The organism is Leisingera sp. ANG-M6, assembly GCF_000813905.1.
GTDB lineage: Bacteria > Pseudomonadota > Alphaproteobacteria > Rhodobacterales > Rhodobacteraceae > Leisingera.
Genome location: NZ_JWLG01000018.1, coordinates 95104 through 110291 on the forward strand (window position 1 = coordinate 95104; position 15188 = coordinate 110291).

At 66.0% G+C, this 15188-nt stretch carries 12 protein-coding genes and 1 pseudogene; 5 read left to right on the forward strand and 8 right to left on the reverse strand.

What is annotated here, in order from left to right:
- Positions 1 to 40: 40 nt before the first annotated feature.
- The 3 genes and pseudogenes from RA24_RS22560 to RA24_RS17110 form a co-directional block, all read right to left on the reverse strand.
- Positions 41 to 211, reverse strand: a complete 171-nt coding sequence (locus RA24_RS22560; protein ID WP_193747141.1) for a hypothetical protein — start codon at positions 209 to 211, stop codon at positions 41 to 43.
- A gap of 39 nt (positions 212 to 250) precedes the next feature.
- Positions 251 to 1089: pseudogene (gene repA / locus RA24_RS17105) on the reverse strand (plasmid partitioning protein RepA); the annotation flags it as partial.
- Between the two features lie 175 nt (positions 1090 to 1264).
- Complete coding sequence (locus RA24_RS17110) at positions 1265 to 2473, reverse strand: Fic family protein (RefSeq protein ID WP_039193148.1); 1209 nt, start codon at positions 2471 to 2473, stop codon at positions 1265 to 1267.
- A gap of 302 nt (positions 2474 to 2775) precedes the next feature.
- Here RA24_RS17110 and RA24_RS17115 point away from each other — a divergent pair, with 302 nt between their 5' ends.
- From RA24_RS17115 to RA24_RS17125, 3 genes are read left to right on the forward strand one after another with little or no spacing between them, the layout of a single operon-like run.
- On the forward strand, positions 2776 to 5394 hold the full coding sequence (locus RA24_RS17115; protein ID WP_039193150.1) for a cation-translocating P-type ATPase: 2619 nt from the start codon (positions 2776 to 2778) through the stop codon (positions 5392 to 5394).
- Between the two features lie 44 nt (positions 5395 to 5438).
- Positions 5439 to 6152, forward strand: a complete 714-nt coding sequence (locus RA24_RS17120; protein WP_039172893.1) for a VIT1/CCC1 transporter family protein — start codon at positions 5439 to 5441, stop codon at positions 6150 to 6152.
- 58 nt (positions 6153 to 6210) lie between these two features.
- On the forward strand, positions 6211 to 7356 hold the full coding sequence (locus RA24_RS17125; protein WP_039193152.1) for a site-2 protease family protein: 1146 nt from the start codon (positions 6211 to 6213) through the stop codon (positions 7354 to 7356).
- Between the two features lie 10 nt (positions 7357 to 7366).
- Here the strand turns inward: RA24_RS17125 and RA24_RS17130 are convergent, their stop codons facing one another.
- Positions 7367 to 8185 carry a formate/nitrite transporter family protein gene (locus tag RA24_RS17130; RefSeq protein ID WP_039172812.1) on the reverse strand — a complete coding sequence of 273 codons (819 nt, stop codon included), beginning with the start codon at positions 8183 to 8185 and terminating at the stop codon, positions 7367 to 7369.
- Between the two features lie 40 nt (positions 8186 to 8225).
- Positions 8226 to 9071, reverse strand: a complete 846-nt coding sequence (locus RA24_RS17135) for a universal stress protein (RefSeq protein ID WP_039193154.1) — start codon at positions 9069 to 9071, stop codon at positions 8226 to 8228.
- A gap of 176 nt (positions 9072 to 9247) precedes the next feature.
- On the opposite strand from RA24_RS17135, the gene RA24_RS17140 reads away from it, so the two are divergent.
- Positions 9248 to 9655, forward strand: coding sequence for a universal stress protein (locus tag RA24_RS17140; RefSeq protein WP_039193156.1), 408 nt, complete (start codon positions 9248 to 9250; stop codon positions 9653 to 9655).
- Here RA24_RS17140 and RA24_RS17145 read toward each other — a convergent pair.
- From RA24_RS17145 to RA24_RS17155, 3 genes are read right to left on the reverse strand one after another with little or no spacing between them, the layout of a single operon-like run.
- Entirely contained in the window at positions 9652 to 10776 is a 1125-nt protein-coding gene (locus RA24_RS17145; RefSeq protein ID WP_039193158.1) for an ABC transporter permease, read from the reverse strand. The two genes, RA24_RS17140 and RA24_RS17145, sit on opposite strands and share 4 nt — an antisense overlap.
- On the reverse strand, positions 10777 to 13467 hold the full coding sequence (gene rbbA, locus RA24_RS17150) for a ribosome-associated ATPase/putative transporter RbbA (protein WP_039193160.1): 2691 nt from the start codon (positions 13465 to 13467) through the stop codon (positions 10777 to 10779).
- Positions 13464 to 14459: an HlyD family secretion protein gene (locus tag RA24_RS17155; RefSeq protein ID WP_039193161.1), complete on the reverse strand. Its 996-nt coding sequence runs from the start codon at positions 14457 to 14459 to the stop codon at positions 13464 to 13466. The genes rbbA and RA24_RS17155 overlap by 4 nt, the downstream gene beginning before the upstream one ends.
- A 174-nt stretch (positions 14460 to 14633) precedes the next feature.
- Here RA24_RS17155 and RA24_RS17160 point away from each other — a divergent pair, with 174 nt between their 5' ends.
- On the forward strand, positions 14634 to 15050 hold the full coding sequence (locus RA24_RS17160; RefSeq protein WP_052257625.1) for a c-type cytochrome: 417 nt from the start codon (positions 14634 to 14636) through the stop codon (positions 15048 to 15050).
- Positions 15051 to 15188: the final 138 nt, after the last annotated feature.

Below are 15188 nucleotides of genomic sequence, written 5' to 3' on the forward strand. Positions count from 1 at the left end.
CGCTTCACTTGACGCCCAAAAGGCGTGAGGGGCATATATCCTATGCCATCATCACGAAAGACAAATAGACGAGCGGCCCGTGAATCGCCTTGGCCAGCGCGTCCCAGCGGTGGCGGCCGATGCCCTGTGCCGAGCCGATGGCGCGGATCAGATCGGTGCCGATTGCCTCGTCAATGGCGATTGAGACGGAGGATTTGGTGACGGCCAGCACCTCGACGACCTGCGACTAGTTGCCAAAGCTATTTTCGACCAGCTCCTGCGCGAACAGCGCCTTGTAGCCGTACATGGTACGCAGGAAGGCAACGATGCGGTTCCGCGGCGCATCCGACGGTTCATAGCGGTTCAAGAGGTAGCGCATCCAGTCGTGGCTCATGTCAGCGCAGGACTAGGCAATCACGTCCATCTGGTCGGCGGTCATGCGCAGGAATTGCGACATCGACATCACGTCGAGCATTTCCGGGTGGATGGTGACCAGCACGCCGGTTGCGGTGGAGAGCGCCGACATGGTGAGGAAGCCGAGCTGCGGCGGGCAGTCGATCACCACCACGTCATAGTCGGAATCGACATGTGTTAGAGCCACTTTGACCCGGAAAAAGAACAATCCGGCGCTGCCCTGCGCGAGCGCACGGGGGGTGTCGTGCTCGAACTCCATCAGTTCGAGGTTGCCGGGGATCAGGTCGAGGTTCGGGATATAGGTCTTGCGGATCACCGAGGAGATCGGCGCCGGGTCGTCATAGCGGATGGCGTCGTAAAGCGTGCCGCCGTCCTTGAGGTCGAACTCCGGCTGGACGTCGTGCAGCGCCGTCAGCGACGCCTGCGGGTCGAGGTCGATCGCCAGCACCCGGTAGCCCTTGAGCGCGAGGCGCTGTGCCAGATGGGCGGAGGTGGTGGTTTTGCCGGAGCCGCCTTGAAATTCATCACGCCGATGATCTGCATGTGATCACCACTGCGCCGACGGGGCAGGTAGTCGCCTGGTTTGCAATCGGATTTTTTAAAGAACTCGTGCCGCGCGTGAAGCTGGGCCGCAATCCATTTTGAATGCTGAAGGATCACCGCATTCAGATCCCCAGGTGTGTATGCACGACCCATCTTCCCTTGTGCCTGCCATCTGCGCCGCTCTGCATTTTACCCGTGTGTTTGCTGCCTGGCGCGTTCACGGAATTTGGCGTTTGCCGCCTCTTTTCCGGGACTGCTGGCCAAAGAGCGGGATTTCGTGCAAGCGTTTTCTATAGTTGGCGGCTGCCGGGCGGGCAGGGGCGCGGTGTCAGCGGCTGGGAAACAGGCCGGGCATCCAGTCTCCGGCCAGGGTAGCCGGGAAGTTCAGCTGCAAAGGTGCGCGCTGGGTTGGCGATGCCAGGGCGCCGGCCGCCAGCAATCCGGCGGTCACCTTGCGGGCCTGGCGGTCGCTGACGCCAAGCAGCCCGTGCACGCTCCCGCGCTCCAGTTTACCCAGTGTTAGAGCCTCGCGCATCACGGTTTCGGCACCGGTCAGCAGGCGGCCTGCCTTGATTTCCTGCTGGCACCAGGCCTCGACGCGGGTGCGCAGGGCCTGCGGCTGCATCAGCTGCTCCATGAAGCGGACCTGGTCGATCGAGGTTTCCAGGAAAAACGCGGCGAACTCCGCCAGCCGCTGTTCCGACAGGTTGCCGCGGCCGTCGGCGCCGCCGTGGCGGGGTTCATCCGCGGCCATCAGGCGCTGCTTGTACTCGGCCTCCTTGCGGGCGAGGCCGCGGGAGGCGGACCACAGGCCCTCGGAATTCACGTTCTGGCGCAGCATGGCGTGGGCGACCATGCGCGACACCCGCCCGTTCAGGTCGAGGAAAGGGTGCACCCAGACCAGCCGGTGATGGGCGCAGGCGGTGGCGATGATCGCGCCGCTGCGGCCCTGGGTGCCGTACATCTTGCGCATATGGGCCAGCAGCCGCGCCACCGCGCCGGGGCTGGGGGCGACGTGTTTTCCCACCTGCACATAGTCGGTGCGGAAGGCGCCGGGGATGATCCGGGTCTCCGTGCCGTCGGGGGTGCGCGTGACCAGCAGGCTGCCGGGCAGGTTCTCGCAGAACCGGCGGTGGATCTCCTGCAGCACCGCGGGCTCGAGCGGATGGCCGGGCAGCCCGCCCTCATCAATCCACTTCTGCACCGCGATATGGGCAACCGCCTCCAGCTGCAGATCGCGCTTGGCCTGGTCCTGGCTGAAATCCTGGTTGAGCGCGCGTTCGATATCGACCGGGTGGGTGTTGTGGCCCTCGATCAGGTTCGAGTAGTAGCAGTTCATCGACCGCACCAGGCCGGCCAGCGGGGTGCGGACGGCCTCTGGCAGGGCGGCGCGCAGGGCTGAGGAGGCCATCGCCAGCTCCACCGCCAGATCGTTGAGGGCAGGGCGGTGCCGGGAGGCTTCTTCGGGGATCAGCGGCTCGACGATGGTGATCGGCTCGCCATCATCCGCCAAGTCGGTTGGCCTGTCAGCCGCCATGCATTGCCTCTGTTCCGGTTTTGGGGTGTGATGCCCGTTTTGTTCCTGTTTCAGTTCCGTTTTATAGCCCGTTTTCTGCCGCTGGGGAATAGGATATAATAGTATTATTATCTAGGTTCTATCAATGTGATTGGAATGCTTTATGCTGACTCTGTTCCGCTTTTGGTTCCGCTTTTGGTTCCGGTTTCTGTTCCGGTTCGCATTCGGAATGACCGCCTGCGGCGTTGGTGCAGTTGCCGGAGGGGCCGGTGATGCGGCAGGCTGGAAACGGTGGCCGGTGGCGGCTGCGGAGGGCAAAGCGCATGGCAAATCCGGCTCAGGACAGCGCTGGCGGGCGGCTCAGCGGGCTGACGCGGCAGCAGGCGGAGGCGGCGCGGCGGACCTATGGCTGGAACGAGCTGCCGCGGGGCAGGCCGACCGGGCCGCTGCAGGTGTTCCTGCGCCAGTTCAGCAATTTTCTGGTGCTGATCCTGATTGCCGCCGGGATCATCGCCTTCACGCTGGGCGAGTATACGGACACGCTGGCGATCGGGCTGGTGATCGGGCTGAACGGGATCCTTGGCTTTGTGCAGGAATGGCGGGCGGAGACCGCGCTTGAGAGCCTGCGCAGCATGCTATCGCCGCAGGCGCTGGCGGTGCGGGAGGGGCGCGAGCAGGTGATCGAAGCGCGCGAGCTGGTGCCGGGCGATCTGATCATTCTGGAGGCGGGCGCCCGGGTGCCTGCTGACGCGCACCTGCACGAAGCTGCCGGGCTGCGGCTGGATGAAAGCGCGCTGACCGGGGAATCGGTTCCGGTGGACAAGGCGCCCGGCACAGACACTGCAGAGGTGTTTGCCGGCACGGTGGTTGCGGCGGGCCGCGCGCTGGCGGTGGTCACCGCGACCGGCGCGCGCACCGCCTTTGGCGAGATCGCAGCCCTGACCGGGGCGGTCGGCCTGAAGAAGACCAATCTGCAGGTGCAGCTGGGCCGCCTGGCGCGGCAGCTGGGGTTCGCGGCGCTGGCGGTGGCGGCGGCGATCCTGGCGCTGGGGCTGTATATGGGGCGGGACGCGGCGGAGATGTTCATGACCGGCCTGTCGCTGTCGGTGGCGATGGTGCCGGAGGGGCTGCCTGCGGTGGTCACCATCACCCTGGCGCTGGGGGCGGCGGCAATGGTGCGCCAAAGGGCGCTGGCGCGGCGTCTGCAGGCGGTGGAAACGCTGGGTGCGGCCTCAGTCATCTGCACCGACAAGACCGGCACCCTGACCGAGAACAAGATGACCGTGACCCGGGTCTGGACGCTGGACCGCAGCTATCAGGTGACCGGCACCGGCTATGACCCGGCGGGCCATATTGCCTGGAACGGCGCGGTCACCGGCGCGCGGGAGGATGCGGTGCTGGCAGAGCTGCTGGAAGCGGGGCTGACCTGCACCCATGCCAGCCTGCACCAGGACGGCGACCACTGGCAGATGACCGGCGCCCCGACCGAGGGCGCGCTAGTCACATTGGGCTACAAGGGCTGGGCAGCGCTGCCGTCGCCGGATGCGGTGGTGGCGGAGATCCCCTTCAGCAGCGAGCGCAAGCGGATGAGCGTGCTGGCGCGCAGTGGCGGCGGCGGAAAGATCCTGACCAAGGGCGCGCCGGAGCAGGTTCTGGGCATCTGCACGGAGGTGCTGACCCAGGACGGCCCGCGGCAGCTGGGTGCGGAGGAAGCGGCCGCCATCACCGGCGCCTATGAGGCGATGGCCGCAGAAGGGTTGCGGGTGATCGGCCTGGCAGCCGGCGCGGCGCAGGGCGGCGGGATCGAGGAAAAGGACATGACCTTCCTCGGGCTGGCGGGGCTGATTGACCCGCCGCGGCCCGAAGTGCGGGATGCCATCGGCGCGGCGCGGGCGGCGGGCATCCGGGTGATCATGATCACCGGTGACAGCCCGCTGACTGCCAAGGCAATTGCCGCCCAGCTGGGCCTGCCTGCGGGAAAGACCCTGACCGGCGATGCGCTGGAGGCGCTGGAGGATGCGGAGCTGGACCGGCTTTTGCAGCAGGATGTGCTGTTTGCCCGCACAAGGCCCGCCCACAAGATGCGGATCGTCTCGGCCCTGCAGGGGCAGCATCAGATCGTGGCGATGACCGGTGACGGGGTGAACGATGCGCCGGCCCTGAAACAGGCCGATATCGGCGTCTCGATGGGAGTGCGGGGCACCGATGTGGCCAAGGATGCCTCTGACCTGGTGCTGCTGGACGATAACTTTGCCACCATCGTGCGGGCCATCGGCGAGGGGCGGCGGCAGTTCACCAATGTGCGCAAGTTCGTGCGCTACCTTCTGTCCTCCAACGCGGGGGAGGTGATTGCGCTCTTGATCAATATCCTGATCGGCGGGCCGCTGATCTTTCTGGCGACCCAGATCCTGTGGATGAACCTGGTCACGGACGGGGTGACGGCGGTGGCGTTGGGGCTGGAGAAGGGCGAGCCGGACCAGATGGAGCATCCGCCCCGCAGGAAGGACGCGCCGATTGTGGGAAAGGCCGGTCTGCTGACCATTCTGGCGCTGGGGCTTTATACCGGGCTCGCCAGCTTGTGGCTGTTCCTGCATCTCTTGGACGGCAACGAAGATCTGGCCCGCACCGCCGCCTTTACTGCCATGGTGGTCTTTGAGAAGGCCAGCGTCTTTGCCTTCCGTTCCCTGCATCTGCCGTGCTGGCGGATCGGGGTGTTCAGCAATCCGCTGCTTCTGGCGGCGCTGGCGGTGACCATCGGGGCGCAGGTGGCGGCGGTGTACTGGCCGCCGCTGCAGGTGCTGCTGCATACGGTGCCGCTGCAGGTGGAGCAGTGGGGGCTGATCGCGCTGCTGGTGCTGCCGATCCTAGTGGTGCCGGAGGGGCTGAAAACCCTGCGCTATCTCGCCAGCCGCCGGACCACGCGGGCTGCGGCTGCGGCTTGACCTCCCTCAATGCGGGTTTTGCCGTTCCGGGCCATCCTGCGGGTATGAAGGGCGATCACGGGCACAGCAAGGAAGACATCGCGCGGCGGCTTGCGGGCAGCAATGGAAGCGGGCGGCTGCGGGACGCGGTTTACGGCGGCATTGACGGTGCGGTCACTACTTTTGCCATTGCCGCGGGTGTCGAGGGGGCCGGGTTTTCGCAAGGCGTGATCATTGCCCTGGGCATTGCCAACGTGCTGGCGGACGGGTTTTCCATGGCGGCGGCCAATTACCTGGGCACCAAGGCGGATCTGGACGACCGGCGGCGGCTTTATAAGGTGGAGAAGCGCCATATCCGCGACTACCCGGAGGGCGAGCGCGAGGAGTTGCGCCAGATCTTTCAGGAGCTAGGGCTGAGCGGCGAGGTGCTGGACGGAGCGGTGCAATCGGTTGCCGCCAACCCGGAGAAATGGATCTCGCTGATGCTGACCAGCGAATACGGGCTGGCGCCGGCCGAGCCCAACCCGGTGGCGGCGGCGCTGACCACCTTTGCCGCCTTTATGGCCGCGGGCATCGTGCCGCTCTTGCCCTTCATGCTGGGGCTGCCTGATCCGTTCCTGACGGCGGCCATTGCCACCGGGGCGGTGTTTTTTGGCATCGGCGCCAGCAAGAGCGTCTGGTCGCTGGCGCCCTGGTGGAAATCCGGGCTGGAGACGCTGGCAATCGGCTCCTGCGCGGCTGCGGTGGCCTATCTGGCGGGCAGCCTGTTCCGGGCTTGAGCCGGATCAAGGGGGCGGGGCCAGTTTGGCCCTAAGCTGGGGACCGGAGGGGGAGCCGATGTTTTCCAATGCCATCAAGATCGCCACCCTGCAGGGGTTTGACATCCGCATCGATCCGAGCTGGGCGCTGATCGCCGCGCTGATCACCTGGAGCCTGTCTTCGCAGTATTTTCCGATGGTCTATCCCGGTGCCGGCGGCAGCGTCTATCTCACACTGGCGCTGCTGGCGATGCTGGGCTTCTTTGCCTCTCTGACTCTGCACGAGATGTCCCATTCGGTGGTGGCCCGGCGCTACGGGGTTGAGATCAAGGGGATCACGCTGTTCATCTTCGGCGGGGTTGCCCAGCTGGGATCGGAGCCGAAGACTGCCGCCAGCGAGTTCTGGATTGCCATTGCCGGCCCTTTGATGAGCTTTGCGCTGGCTCTTGGCTTCTGGCTGTTGGCGCAGATGGGCGGGTGGCTTGCGCCGGGAATAGCGCTGAACCCGGTGCTGGACTACCTGGCGCTGATCAACCTGGTGCTGGCGGTGTTCAACCTGTTGCCGGCCTTTCCGCTGGATGGCGGGCGGATCTTCCGCGCCTTCCTGTGGAGCCGCAACCGCGACCTGCTGCAGGCGACCGCCACCGCCACGCGGATCAGCAGCTATTTTGCCTATGCGCTGATCTTCTTTGGCATCGTCGGGCTGTTTTCTGGCAATCCGGTTGCCTCGCTGTGGCAGGTGCTGATTGGGGTGTTTGTGCTGGCGGCGGCCAAGGGCACCTATGCCCGCCAGCTGCAAGAGGCTGCGTTCAAGGGCAAGACGGTTGCCGTGCTGATGACACATCATGTGATATCGGTGCAGCCGGAGGTCAGCCTGCAATACCTTGCGGATGAAGTGATGCTAAGCGCGCGCAAGAGTTTTGTACCGATGGTGCTGGGCGACGTGCTGCTGGGCTATGCAGATACCAGCCTGCTGGCGCAGACCCCGCGCGCGGACTGGGCGGAAACCCATGTCGGCGACGTCTATGTTCCGGCGGATGCGGACAATACGGTCGGCCCTGAAATGCCGGCTGCGGAGCTGATGGCAAAGATCTCCTCCACCGGGCGGCGCAAGTTTCTGGTGGCAGAGGAGCGCCAGCTGCTGGGGGTGGTCACGCTGTCTGATTTGACGGGGTATCTGGCGGTGCTGCAGGAAATCCGGCTGCCGGACAGCAAAGCGGAGTGAACCCTGCGTGTCAGCGGCTTTGCTCAGTCGGTTGTTCAGGCTGGCGCTGCGCAGAGCCGCCCAGGAAGGCAAACCAGTAGGCCAGGGCGACCCCGCCCGCGCCGCCTGCGATGTTGCCGACGGTGACCCAGAACAGGTTGGCGGCTGCCGCAGAAAGGGGAAGGTCCGCTCCCGCTGCCCACGCCTGCGGGAAGAAATACATGTTGGCGATGGAGTGCTCCAGCCCCAGCAGAACGAAGGCGGTGATCGGCCAGAGGATGGCCAGAACCTTGCCGGCGGCGGTGCGGGCCGCGAAAGACAGCCAGACGGCGAGGCAGACCAGGGCGTTGCACAGCGCGCCGCGCATAAAGGCCTCAAGCGGGGCAAGGCCGGCCTTGGCCTCTGCGATCCCGGCGGCGGTTGCACCCATTGCACCGTCCAGCAGCCCTGTAAGGGCAAAGGCGGCGGCCAGCCCGGCAGCGCCGGCCAGATTGCCGACATAGACCACGCCCCAGCTGCGCAGCAGCAGGCGCAGCGGGATCTTGCGGTCCACCGCGGCGATCACCATCAGCACATTGCCGGTGAACAGCTCTGCCCCGGCGATAACCACCAGGATCAGGCCGAGCGAGAACACCGCGCCGCCGAGCACCCGTATAGGCCCTGTGACGGGGGATGCACCGGTCAGGGTCATGGTATAGGCCGCCGCGCCGAAGCCGATGAAAGCGCCCGCCAGCATCGCCAGCACGAACATCTGCGGCAGCGGCAGCCGGGCCTTGGCGGTCCCGGCGGTCTCTACCAGGTTTGCGATTTCAGCAGGCTTGTAGGCATCAAACGGGGCCTGGCTGGTCATAAGGCGGCTCCTGAGTTCATGGGCTAGGGGGCAGAGGGCGTCAGTGGGCAAACAGGACCGGCAGGTCCGTCTGCTCGATCATCGTGCGGGTGGTGCCGCCGAAAACGGCCTCGCGCAGGCGGGAATGGCCATAGGCGCCCATCACCACCAGCCCGGCCCCGGCCTCGCGCGCGCGCTGCTGGATGCCGTGGCCGACATCCTGCCCGCCGCCGGGGAATTGAGACACGGTCACCTTGCAGCCCTGGTGGCTGAGCCATACGGCGGCATCGGTGCCCGGATCCTCACCGCCGCGCTGATCGGAGGTGCTGGTTTCAAAGCAGCCGATCACGACCTCGTCAGCGTGGCGCAGATAGGGCAGCGCCGCGTGGGCCGCGCGGGAGGCAGCAGGGCTGCTGTCCCAGGCCAGGAAAACGCGGCTGTAGCTGGCAAAAGGCGCGCCGTTCACAATCACCGGTACCGGCGACTGGAAGAGGAGGCCATGCAGTGCCTCGCGGAAGACAGCCTCGTGGTCCCTGAGGCCATCGGCAAACTGCGCGATGTCGCAGGTCTTGGCCCGCTGGGCGCAAAGCATCCGGATGTCCGAGCCGGCGCAGACCGCATAGTGCACATCGCCAGAGCAGGTGTTGCGGGTGAGGAGATCGTTCACCTCTGCCGCGCGGGTTTCTGCCGCCTGGCGGGCGTCCCGCAGATGATCAACCCAGTTCGCGGGCATCGCAGCCGAGCCGAAGGCTGTTGTGCCGGAGACAAAGTAGGGTCTGCCGGGCGGATTATCGAGCAGCAGGCAGGCCAGGTAGGTGTTTTGGCCCTGCGCTGCCTCGGCGGCGGCAGTGATGGTTGCGTCGCTGGTGTCAGTGGCAAGAACGAAGAGAGAGGTTTTGCGTTGCATGGCGGGCCTCCGGGCTGGATCGCGGCAGGCGGGTGCGCACCGCATTGATCAGTAGAACAGGTTTGCCGGCAGGTGCCATGATCCGGATCAATCGGCGGCCTTGGGGCGGCTAACCTCCGTCAATGCGGGGCGGCGGCGGGCGGCGTACACTCGGGCGGCATCAAAGGAGGATCACGATGTACAAGCATATTCTGGTTCCCGTCGCACCGGATCACGGTGCCAATACGGCCCGCTCGCTGGAGGCTGCCCGCCTGCTGGCGGACAGCGATGCAAGGATCACTGCGCTGACCGTGGCTGACGAGATCCCCGGCTATGTGGCGCAGCAGCTGCCGGAGGGGCTGCTGGAAGGCACCCGCGCAGAAATGCTGGTGTCGCTCAAGGCGGACCTGGGCGGGGTGACGGACGTCAAGGCGGATGTAGTGACCGGCCATGCCGGGCGCACGATCACCGACTACGCCGATGCGCATGGCGCGGATTGCATCGTCATCGCCTCGCACCGGCCGGGCCTGCAGGACTATTTCCTGGGCTCGACCGCGGCGGGGGTGGTGCGCCATGCCAAATGCACCGTGGTGGTGATCCGCTAGCCGTCCTGCGCGACTGAGCGGCGGAACAGCACCAGGCTGGCCGCCAGCAGGGCCGCGCCCAGCAGCGCCATCCACAGGAACTCGGGCCAGACGGTCTCAACCCCTGCGCCTTTGAAGACGATGGCCTGGCTGGCGGCCATGTAGTGGCGCGAGGGCAGTAGGGTGGTGGCAGCCTGCAGCCAGACGGGCTGGCTTTCCACCGGGGTTTCGCCGCCCGACAGCATCAGCATCGGCAGGATGGTCAGCATCACCAGCAGCGCAAACTGTGCCATTGAGCGCGCGACCGTGGCCAGGAACACTCCCAGCGCGGTGGCGGTGAACAGGAACAGCGCGGTGCCGCAGAGGAACAGCAGCTTGGAGCCGGCGATGGTGATCTCCAGCACGCCCTGCATCACAAAACCCAGCGACAGCGCCGCCGCAACCAGCACCACCGCGGCGTTGGCCCAGATCTTGGCCACGGCAATATCGAAGGGCGAGAGCGGCATCGCCAAAAGATGCTCGATGGTGCCGTGCTCGCGCTCGCGGATCATCGCGGCGCCGGTGAGGATGGTGGTCAGCCACATGATCTGGCCGATCAGTGCATTGATGCCGGCAAAGCGCACGGTGTCGCGGTTCGGGTTGAAGGCGCTGCGGATGATGATGTCCAGCGGCTGCGGTTGGGCCAGATCAGCGCCGATGGCAAAGCGGCGGATCTCGGTGCTGAGGATGCTGGTAATGTAATTGGCACCGATGCCTGCCTGTTCCATTGCGGTGGCGTCGATCAGCACCTGGATCTCCGGCACCCGGCCCGCGCGGACGTCCTTTTCGAACCCCGGCGGCACGGCGACCACGAACAGGAAATGGCCGGCGTCCATCCGGGCCGCCCCGGTGCCGGGTTCGATCTGCACCACCGGCTGGAACTCCGGCGGGAAAAACGCGGCGGCCAGGGTGCGGGAAAGGGGCGAGTTGTCCTCATCGGCAAATGCGATGGAGGCGTTGTTGACCGAGGTTGCGACTCCGGTCGCTTCCATCACCGGTGCAAGGGTGAAGGACCAGGCCAGAAGCGCCATCATCACCCAGTCGCGGCGCAGGCTCATCATCTCCTTGAGGCCAAGCCAGAATATGCGGGACAGGCGCTGCATCTACTTCTCCTGCGCGCGCAGCGCCAGCGCGGCCAGCAGGGTGAACACCGGGCCGAAGCAGGCCAGCGCCAGAATGTCCGGCATCAGCGCCTCCCAGCCCAGGCCCTTGGTGAAGGCGCCGACGTTCAGATGCAGGAAATAGGAGGACGGCCACAGCGACCCGATGGTCCGGGCGCCGCCCTCCAGCGTCGAGACCGGCTGCAGCAGGCCGGAGAACTGGATTGTCGGCACCACCGAGGCAATGGTGGTCGCAAAGGTGGCCGCCACCTGGCTGGAGGTCATGGTGGCAATCAGCAGCCCGTAGGAAGTGGCAGCCCAGACATAGAGCAGCGCGCCAAGGGCCAGCGGCAGCGGGTCGCCTTTGAGCGGCACCCCGAAGACCGCGATGGTCATCGCCGTCAGCAGCAGGAAGTTCAGATAGGCGATCACGATATAGGGGATCTGCTTGCCGATCAGGAATTCGAGCCGGGTGGTGGGCGTGACGTAGAAATTGGTGACCGAGCCCAGTTCCTTTTCCCGCGCGACGCTGACCGCCATCAGCACCGCGGGCAGCATGATCAGCAGGATGGCGGGCATTGCGGGCGCCATGGCGGCGATGCTCTCGAAGCTCTGATTGTAGCGGAACCGCTGCTCTATGCGGGCGGTTTCACCCTGCCGGATGCCGCTGGCGGCGGCCTCGGCGCTCAGGAAGGTCTGATGCAGACCGGCGGCGTAACCCTCCACCGTTTCACCCTTGAAGGGGATGGCGCCATCGACAATCGCCAGCACCTCTGCCGGTTCATTTGCGCGCAGCTTGCGGCCGAAATCGGGCGGCAGCTCCACCACCAGCGAGACCTCGCCCGCGACCAGCCGGCTGCGGCCCTCGGCGGCGCTGGACAGGGGCGGGGTGGGGCGGAAGTAGCGGGAGCCGGAAATCTCCGCCAGATAGGCGCGGCTTTCGGGGCTTTGCGACAGGTCGAGGGCGGCATAGTCCAGTTCATCAATGTCCAGCGAAATGCCGAAGCAGAACACCAGCATCAGGATCACCGACCCGAGGAAGGCAAAGGCAAGCCGCACCGGGTCGCGCAGCACCTCCACCGTTTCGCGCCGCGCATAGGCCAGCGCGCGGGTGAGACCGCCTGCCGCGCGGCCCTGTGCCTGAACGGCGGTTTCCGGAGCGGAGACCGGGGCAGGGGGGTCGGCGGCCCTGAGGATGGAGACAAAGGCCTGTTCCAGCGTGTCCGCAGCCTGCGATGCCATCAGCGCCTTGGGTGTGCCTTCGGCCAGCACCCTGCCCGCATGCATGAAGGAAACCCGGTCGCAGCGTTCGGCCTCGCCCATGAAATGGGTGGAGACAAAGATCGTCACGCCGTCGTTGCGGGACAGGCCGAGGAGCAGCGCCCAGAACATGTCCCGCGCCTCCGGATCGACGCCGGAGGTCGGCTCGTCCAGGATCAGCACCCGCGGGCGGTGGATCAGCGCAACCGCCAGCGACAGGCGCTGCTTGATGCCAAGGGGCAGGGCAGCGGCCAGGGAGGTGCTGTGCGCCGCAAGGCCGAATCGCTGCGTCAGTTCCGCGACCCGGGCCGCGCGGTCTTTGATCCCGAAAATGCGGGCGTGCAGCTGCAGGTTCTGCTCAACGGTCAGTTCGCCATAAAGCGAAAACGCCTGGCTCATATAGCCGGTCTCGTGCCGCATGGCGCGGTTCCTGGCATCCACCGGCCTGCCGAACAGCTGCGCCTCGCCGGAGCTGATGGGCAGGAGGCCCGTCAGCATTTTCATGGTGGTCGACTTGCCGCAGCCATTGGAGCCAAGAAAGCCGAAGATTTCCCCGCGGGCAATGCTGAAATCGACGTGGTCAACGGCGGTGAAATCGCCAAAGCGGCGGGTCAGGCCGCGGGCGGTGATGACCGGCTCGCCGCTGTGCGCCGCTGGGGCAGGGTGCTGAACCGGCGGCGGGCTGCCGTTTGCCCGCAGCTGGCGGTATGCGGTTTCCAGATCGCCGGTCTGGCGCTTCAGGTCATCCGGCGGTCCCTGGTACAGCACCCGGCCCGCATCCATGGCAACGATCCAGTCGAAACTTTGCGCCTCCTCCATATAGGCGGTGGAAACCAGCACGGTGAGGCCGGGGCTGGTTTCCCGGATGGCGCCGATCAGCGCCCAGAACTGGCGGCGCGACAGCGGGTCAACGCCGGTGGTCGGTTCATCCAGCACCAGCAGCTTGGGGTCGTGGATCAGGGCACAGCAGAGGCCCAGCTTCTGCTTCATGCCGCCCGACAGCCTGCCCATCAGCCGGTCTGCAAAAGGCGTCAGCCCGGTGGCTGTGAGGAGCGATCCGATGCGGGCCTCGCGCTCTGCCGCGCCCTGGCCGAACAGCCGCGAGAAGAACTCCAGGTTTTCGCGTACGGAAAGCTCAGGATAGAGGTTGCGGCCCAGACCCTGCGGCATGAAGGCAATGGCGGGGCAGATGCGGTGCCGGTGCGCGGCGTCGCCGATGGGGCCGCCAAGGACATCTATGGTGCCGGCCTGCAGCTTCTTGGCGCCGGTGACCAGGCCCAGAAGGGTCGACTTGCCGACCCCGTCCGGGCCGATGAAACCGACCAGCCGGCCCGGTGGAAGGTCCAGGGAGACCGTGTCCAGCGCAGTATGCTTGCGGTAGCGGTGGCTGACCTCCGCGATGCGTATCCCGGGACTGTCTGCCCGGGCAGTCATTCGAACAGCTCAGGCGGGATGCGCCGCTCCAGCGCTTCGGGCCATTCCTTGGCGGTGTCGAGCCGGATCACCGCAATGCCGCGCAGGCCGGTTTTCACATGTTCGATCCGCGCCGCCACCAGATCCTGCGGGATGCGGACGCGGACGCGGAACACCAGCTGCTCGCGTTCGCTGAGGGTCTCGACCTGCTTGGGGGTGAACTGGGCCTCTGGCGAGACGAAGGTGACGGTGGCGGGAATGGCGTAATCGGGCAGGGCGTCCAGCACGATGCGCGCCTCGGCGCCGATTGGCAGAAGACCGGCCTCGCGGGCGGGCAGGAACACCTCCATATAGATGTTTTCAAGGCTCAGAAGCGTCAGGATCGGGCCGCCGGCGCCGACCACCTCACCCGGTTCCGCCAGCCGGTACAGGACCCGACCCGGCACCGGCGCGGTGAGGGTGCTGTCCTCGATCTGCGCGGCGATCCGGCGGACCTCTGCTTCAGCGGCCGCAATCCCTGCCTCCGCTGTGGCGACTCGCGCCTTGGCCGCGCCCAGCACCGCCTCGGCGACCTGGTGGGCGGTTTCGCGTTCTTCAAACACCGTTTCTGAAATGTTGTGCCCGGCCAGCAGGGCGGTGGCGCGGTCCAGCTCATGCTCTGCGCGGCGGTGCTCGCTCTGGCGCTGGACCACCAGCGCCTCGGCCTCGGCCTTGGTCTGGCGCGCAAGCGCGGCTTCGGCGGTGGCCCGGTCATGCGCCGCCGACAGCTCATCCGTGTCTATTTCCACCAGGATGCTGCCCGCCGCCACCAGGCTGCCCTCGGCCGCCAGCACCTTGGCCACCCGGCCGGCCCGGGCAGCGGCGATCTCAACCTGTTCGGCCTCGATCCGGCCGTTGCCCTGGACGAAGCCATCCGGCAAGTCCGCGCCATTTTCTGAAATGAACAGATAGACGGCGGCGGCCGAGAGCAGAACAGCCGCCGCGGCAAGAAGTGCACCGGCAGTTTTGGTCATGGCAAAGCACCCCGTCCCGTTGCAGCACTTGCGGAGCCTAGCCGGGTTCCGCTCATCCTGCCTTGCTCTGAGTCAATCCTGCGCTGCCGGATTGCCGCTATCATCACATCATGTGCGGTAGATACCGGGCTCGGGCCGGGCGGCACGGAGGTTCCGGAGCAAAGGAGAACAGCAATGCTGATGCGGCTGGCGACAACACTTGCAATTGCGGCAGGGCCGGGCTGGGCGCAAATCCACGGCGTGGAAGAGGGGCGGGACCTGTTCCTGTATTTCTGCGCTGAATGCCACGGCAAGGACGCGGCAAGCCAGGGACCGATGGCGGAGATGATGGCCTTGCAGCCGCCGGACCTGACCCACTTGGCCGCGCGCAATAACGGTGAATTCCCGATGGCAGCTGTTGCCAAGCAAATAGATGGCCGCCAGCCGGTTGCCGCCCACGGTGATATGCCAATGTTTGGCCCGACCCTGGATGAGGATCAATTTGTGACTTTGGCCCTGCCAAGCGGTCAGCCTATGATGGTATCCCGCTCCCTGGGCAACGTCATCACATACCTTCAGTCGGTGCAAAGTCTGGCTGAAGGGACGGACTGACTGGTCCGCATCAGGTAATTTGCTCGGTTAAATTATTTAACATAAGTATGATTATTGGAATTCATTTTTGCCCGGGTACGCGCTACCCCAAACTGCGTCACCTATAAGGCTCAGGACCCGTTGATATCCGATTGGCGG

What these genes read in the sequence shown, in the direction of transcription:
- RA24_RS17160 (WP_052257625.1), top strand. Translation starts at nt 14,634, where the DNA reads ATGCTGATGCGGCTGGCGACAACACTTGCAATTGCGGCAGGGCCGGGC.
- RA24_RS17155 (WP_039193161.1), bottom strand. Translation starts at nt 14,459, where the DNA reads ATGACCAAAACTGCCGGTGCACTTCTTGCCGCGGCGGCTGTTCTGCTC.
- rbbA (WP_039193160.1), bottom strand. Translation starts at nt 13,467, where the DNA reads ATGACTGCCCGGGCAGACAGTCCCGGGATACGCATCGCGGAGGTCAGC.
- RA24_RS17130 (WP_039172812.1), bottom strand. Translation starts at nt 8,185, where the DNA reads ATGACCAGCCAGGCCCCGTTTGATGCCTACAAGCCTGCTGAAATCGCA.
- RA24_RS17110 (WP_039193148.1), bottom strand. Translation starts at nt 2,473, where the DNA reads ATGGCGGCTGACAGGCCAACCGACTTGGCGGATGATGGCGAGCCGATC.
- RA24_RS17145 (WP_039193158.1), bottom strand. Translation starts at nt 10,776, where the DNA reads ATGCAGCGCCTGTCCCGCATATTCTGGCTTGGCCTCAAGGAGATGATG.
- RA24_RS17120 (WP_039172893.1), top strand. Translation starts at nt 5,439, where the DNA reads ATGAAGGGCGATCACGGGCACAGCAAGGAAGACATCGCGCGGCGGCTT.
- RA24_RS17115 (WP_039193150.1), top strand. Translation starts at nt 2,776, where the DNA reads ATGGCAAATCCGGCTCAGGACAGCGCTGGCGGGCGGCTCAGCGGGCTG.
- RA24_RS17125 (WP_039193152.1), top strand. Translation starts at nt 6,211, where the DNA reads ATGTTTTCCAATGCCATCAAGATCGCCACCCTGCAGGGGTTTGACATC.
- RA24_RS17140 (WP_039193156.1), top strand. Translation starts at nt 9,248, where the DNA reads ATGTACAAGCATATTCTGGTTCCCGTCGCACCGGATCACGGTGCCAAT.
- RA24_RS17135 (WP_039193154.1), bottom strand. Translation starts at nt 9,071, where the DNA reads ATGCAACGCAAAACCTCTCTCTTCGTTCTTGCCACTGACACCAGCGAC.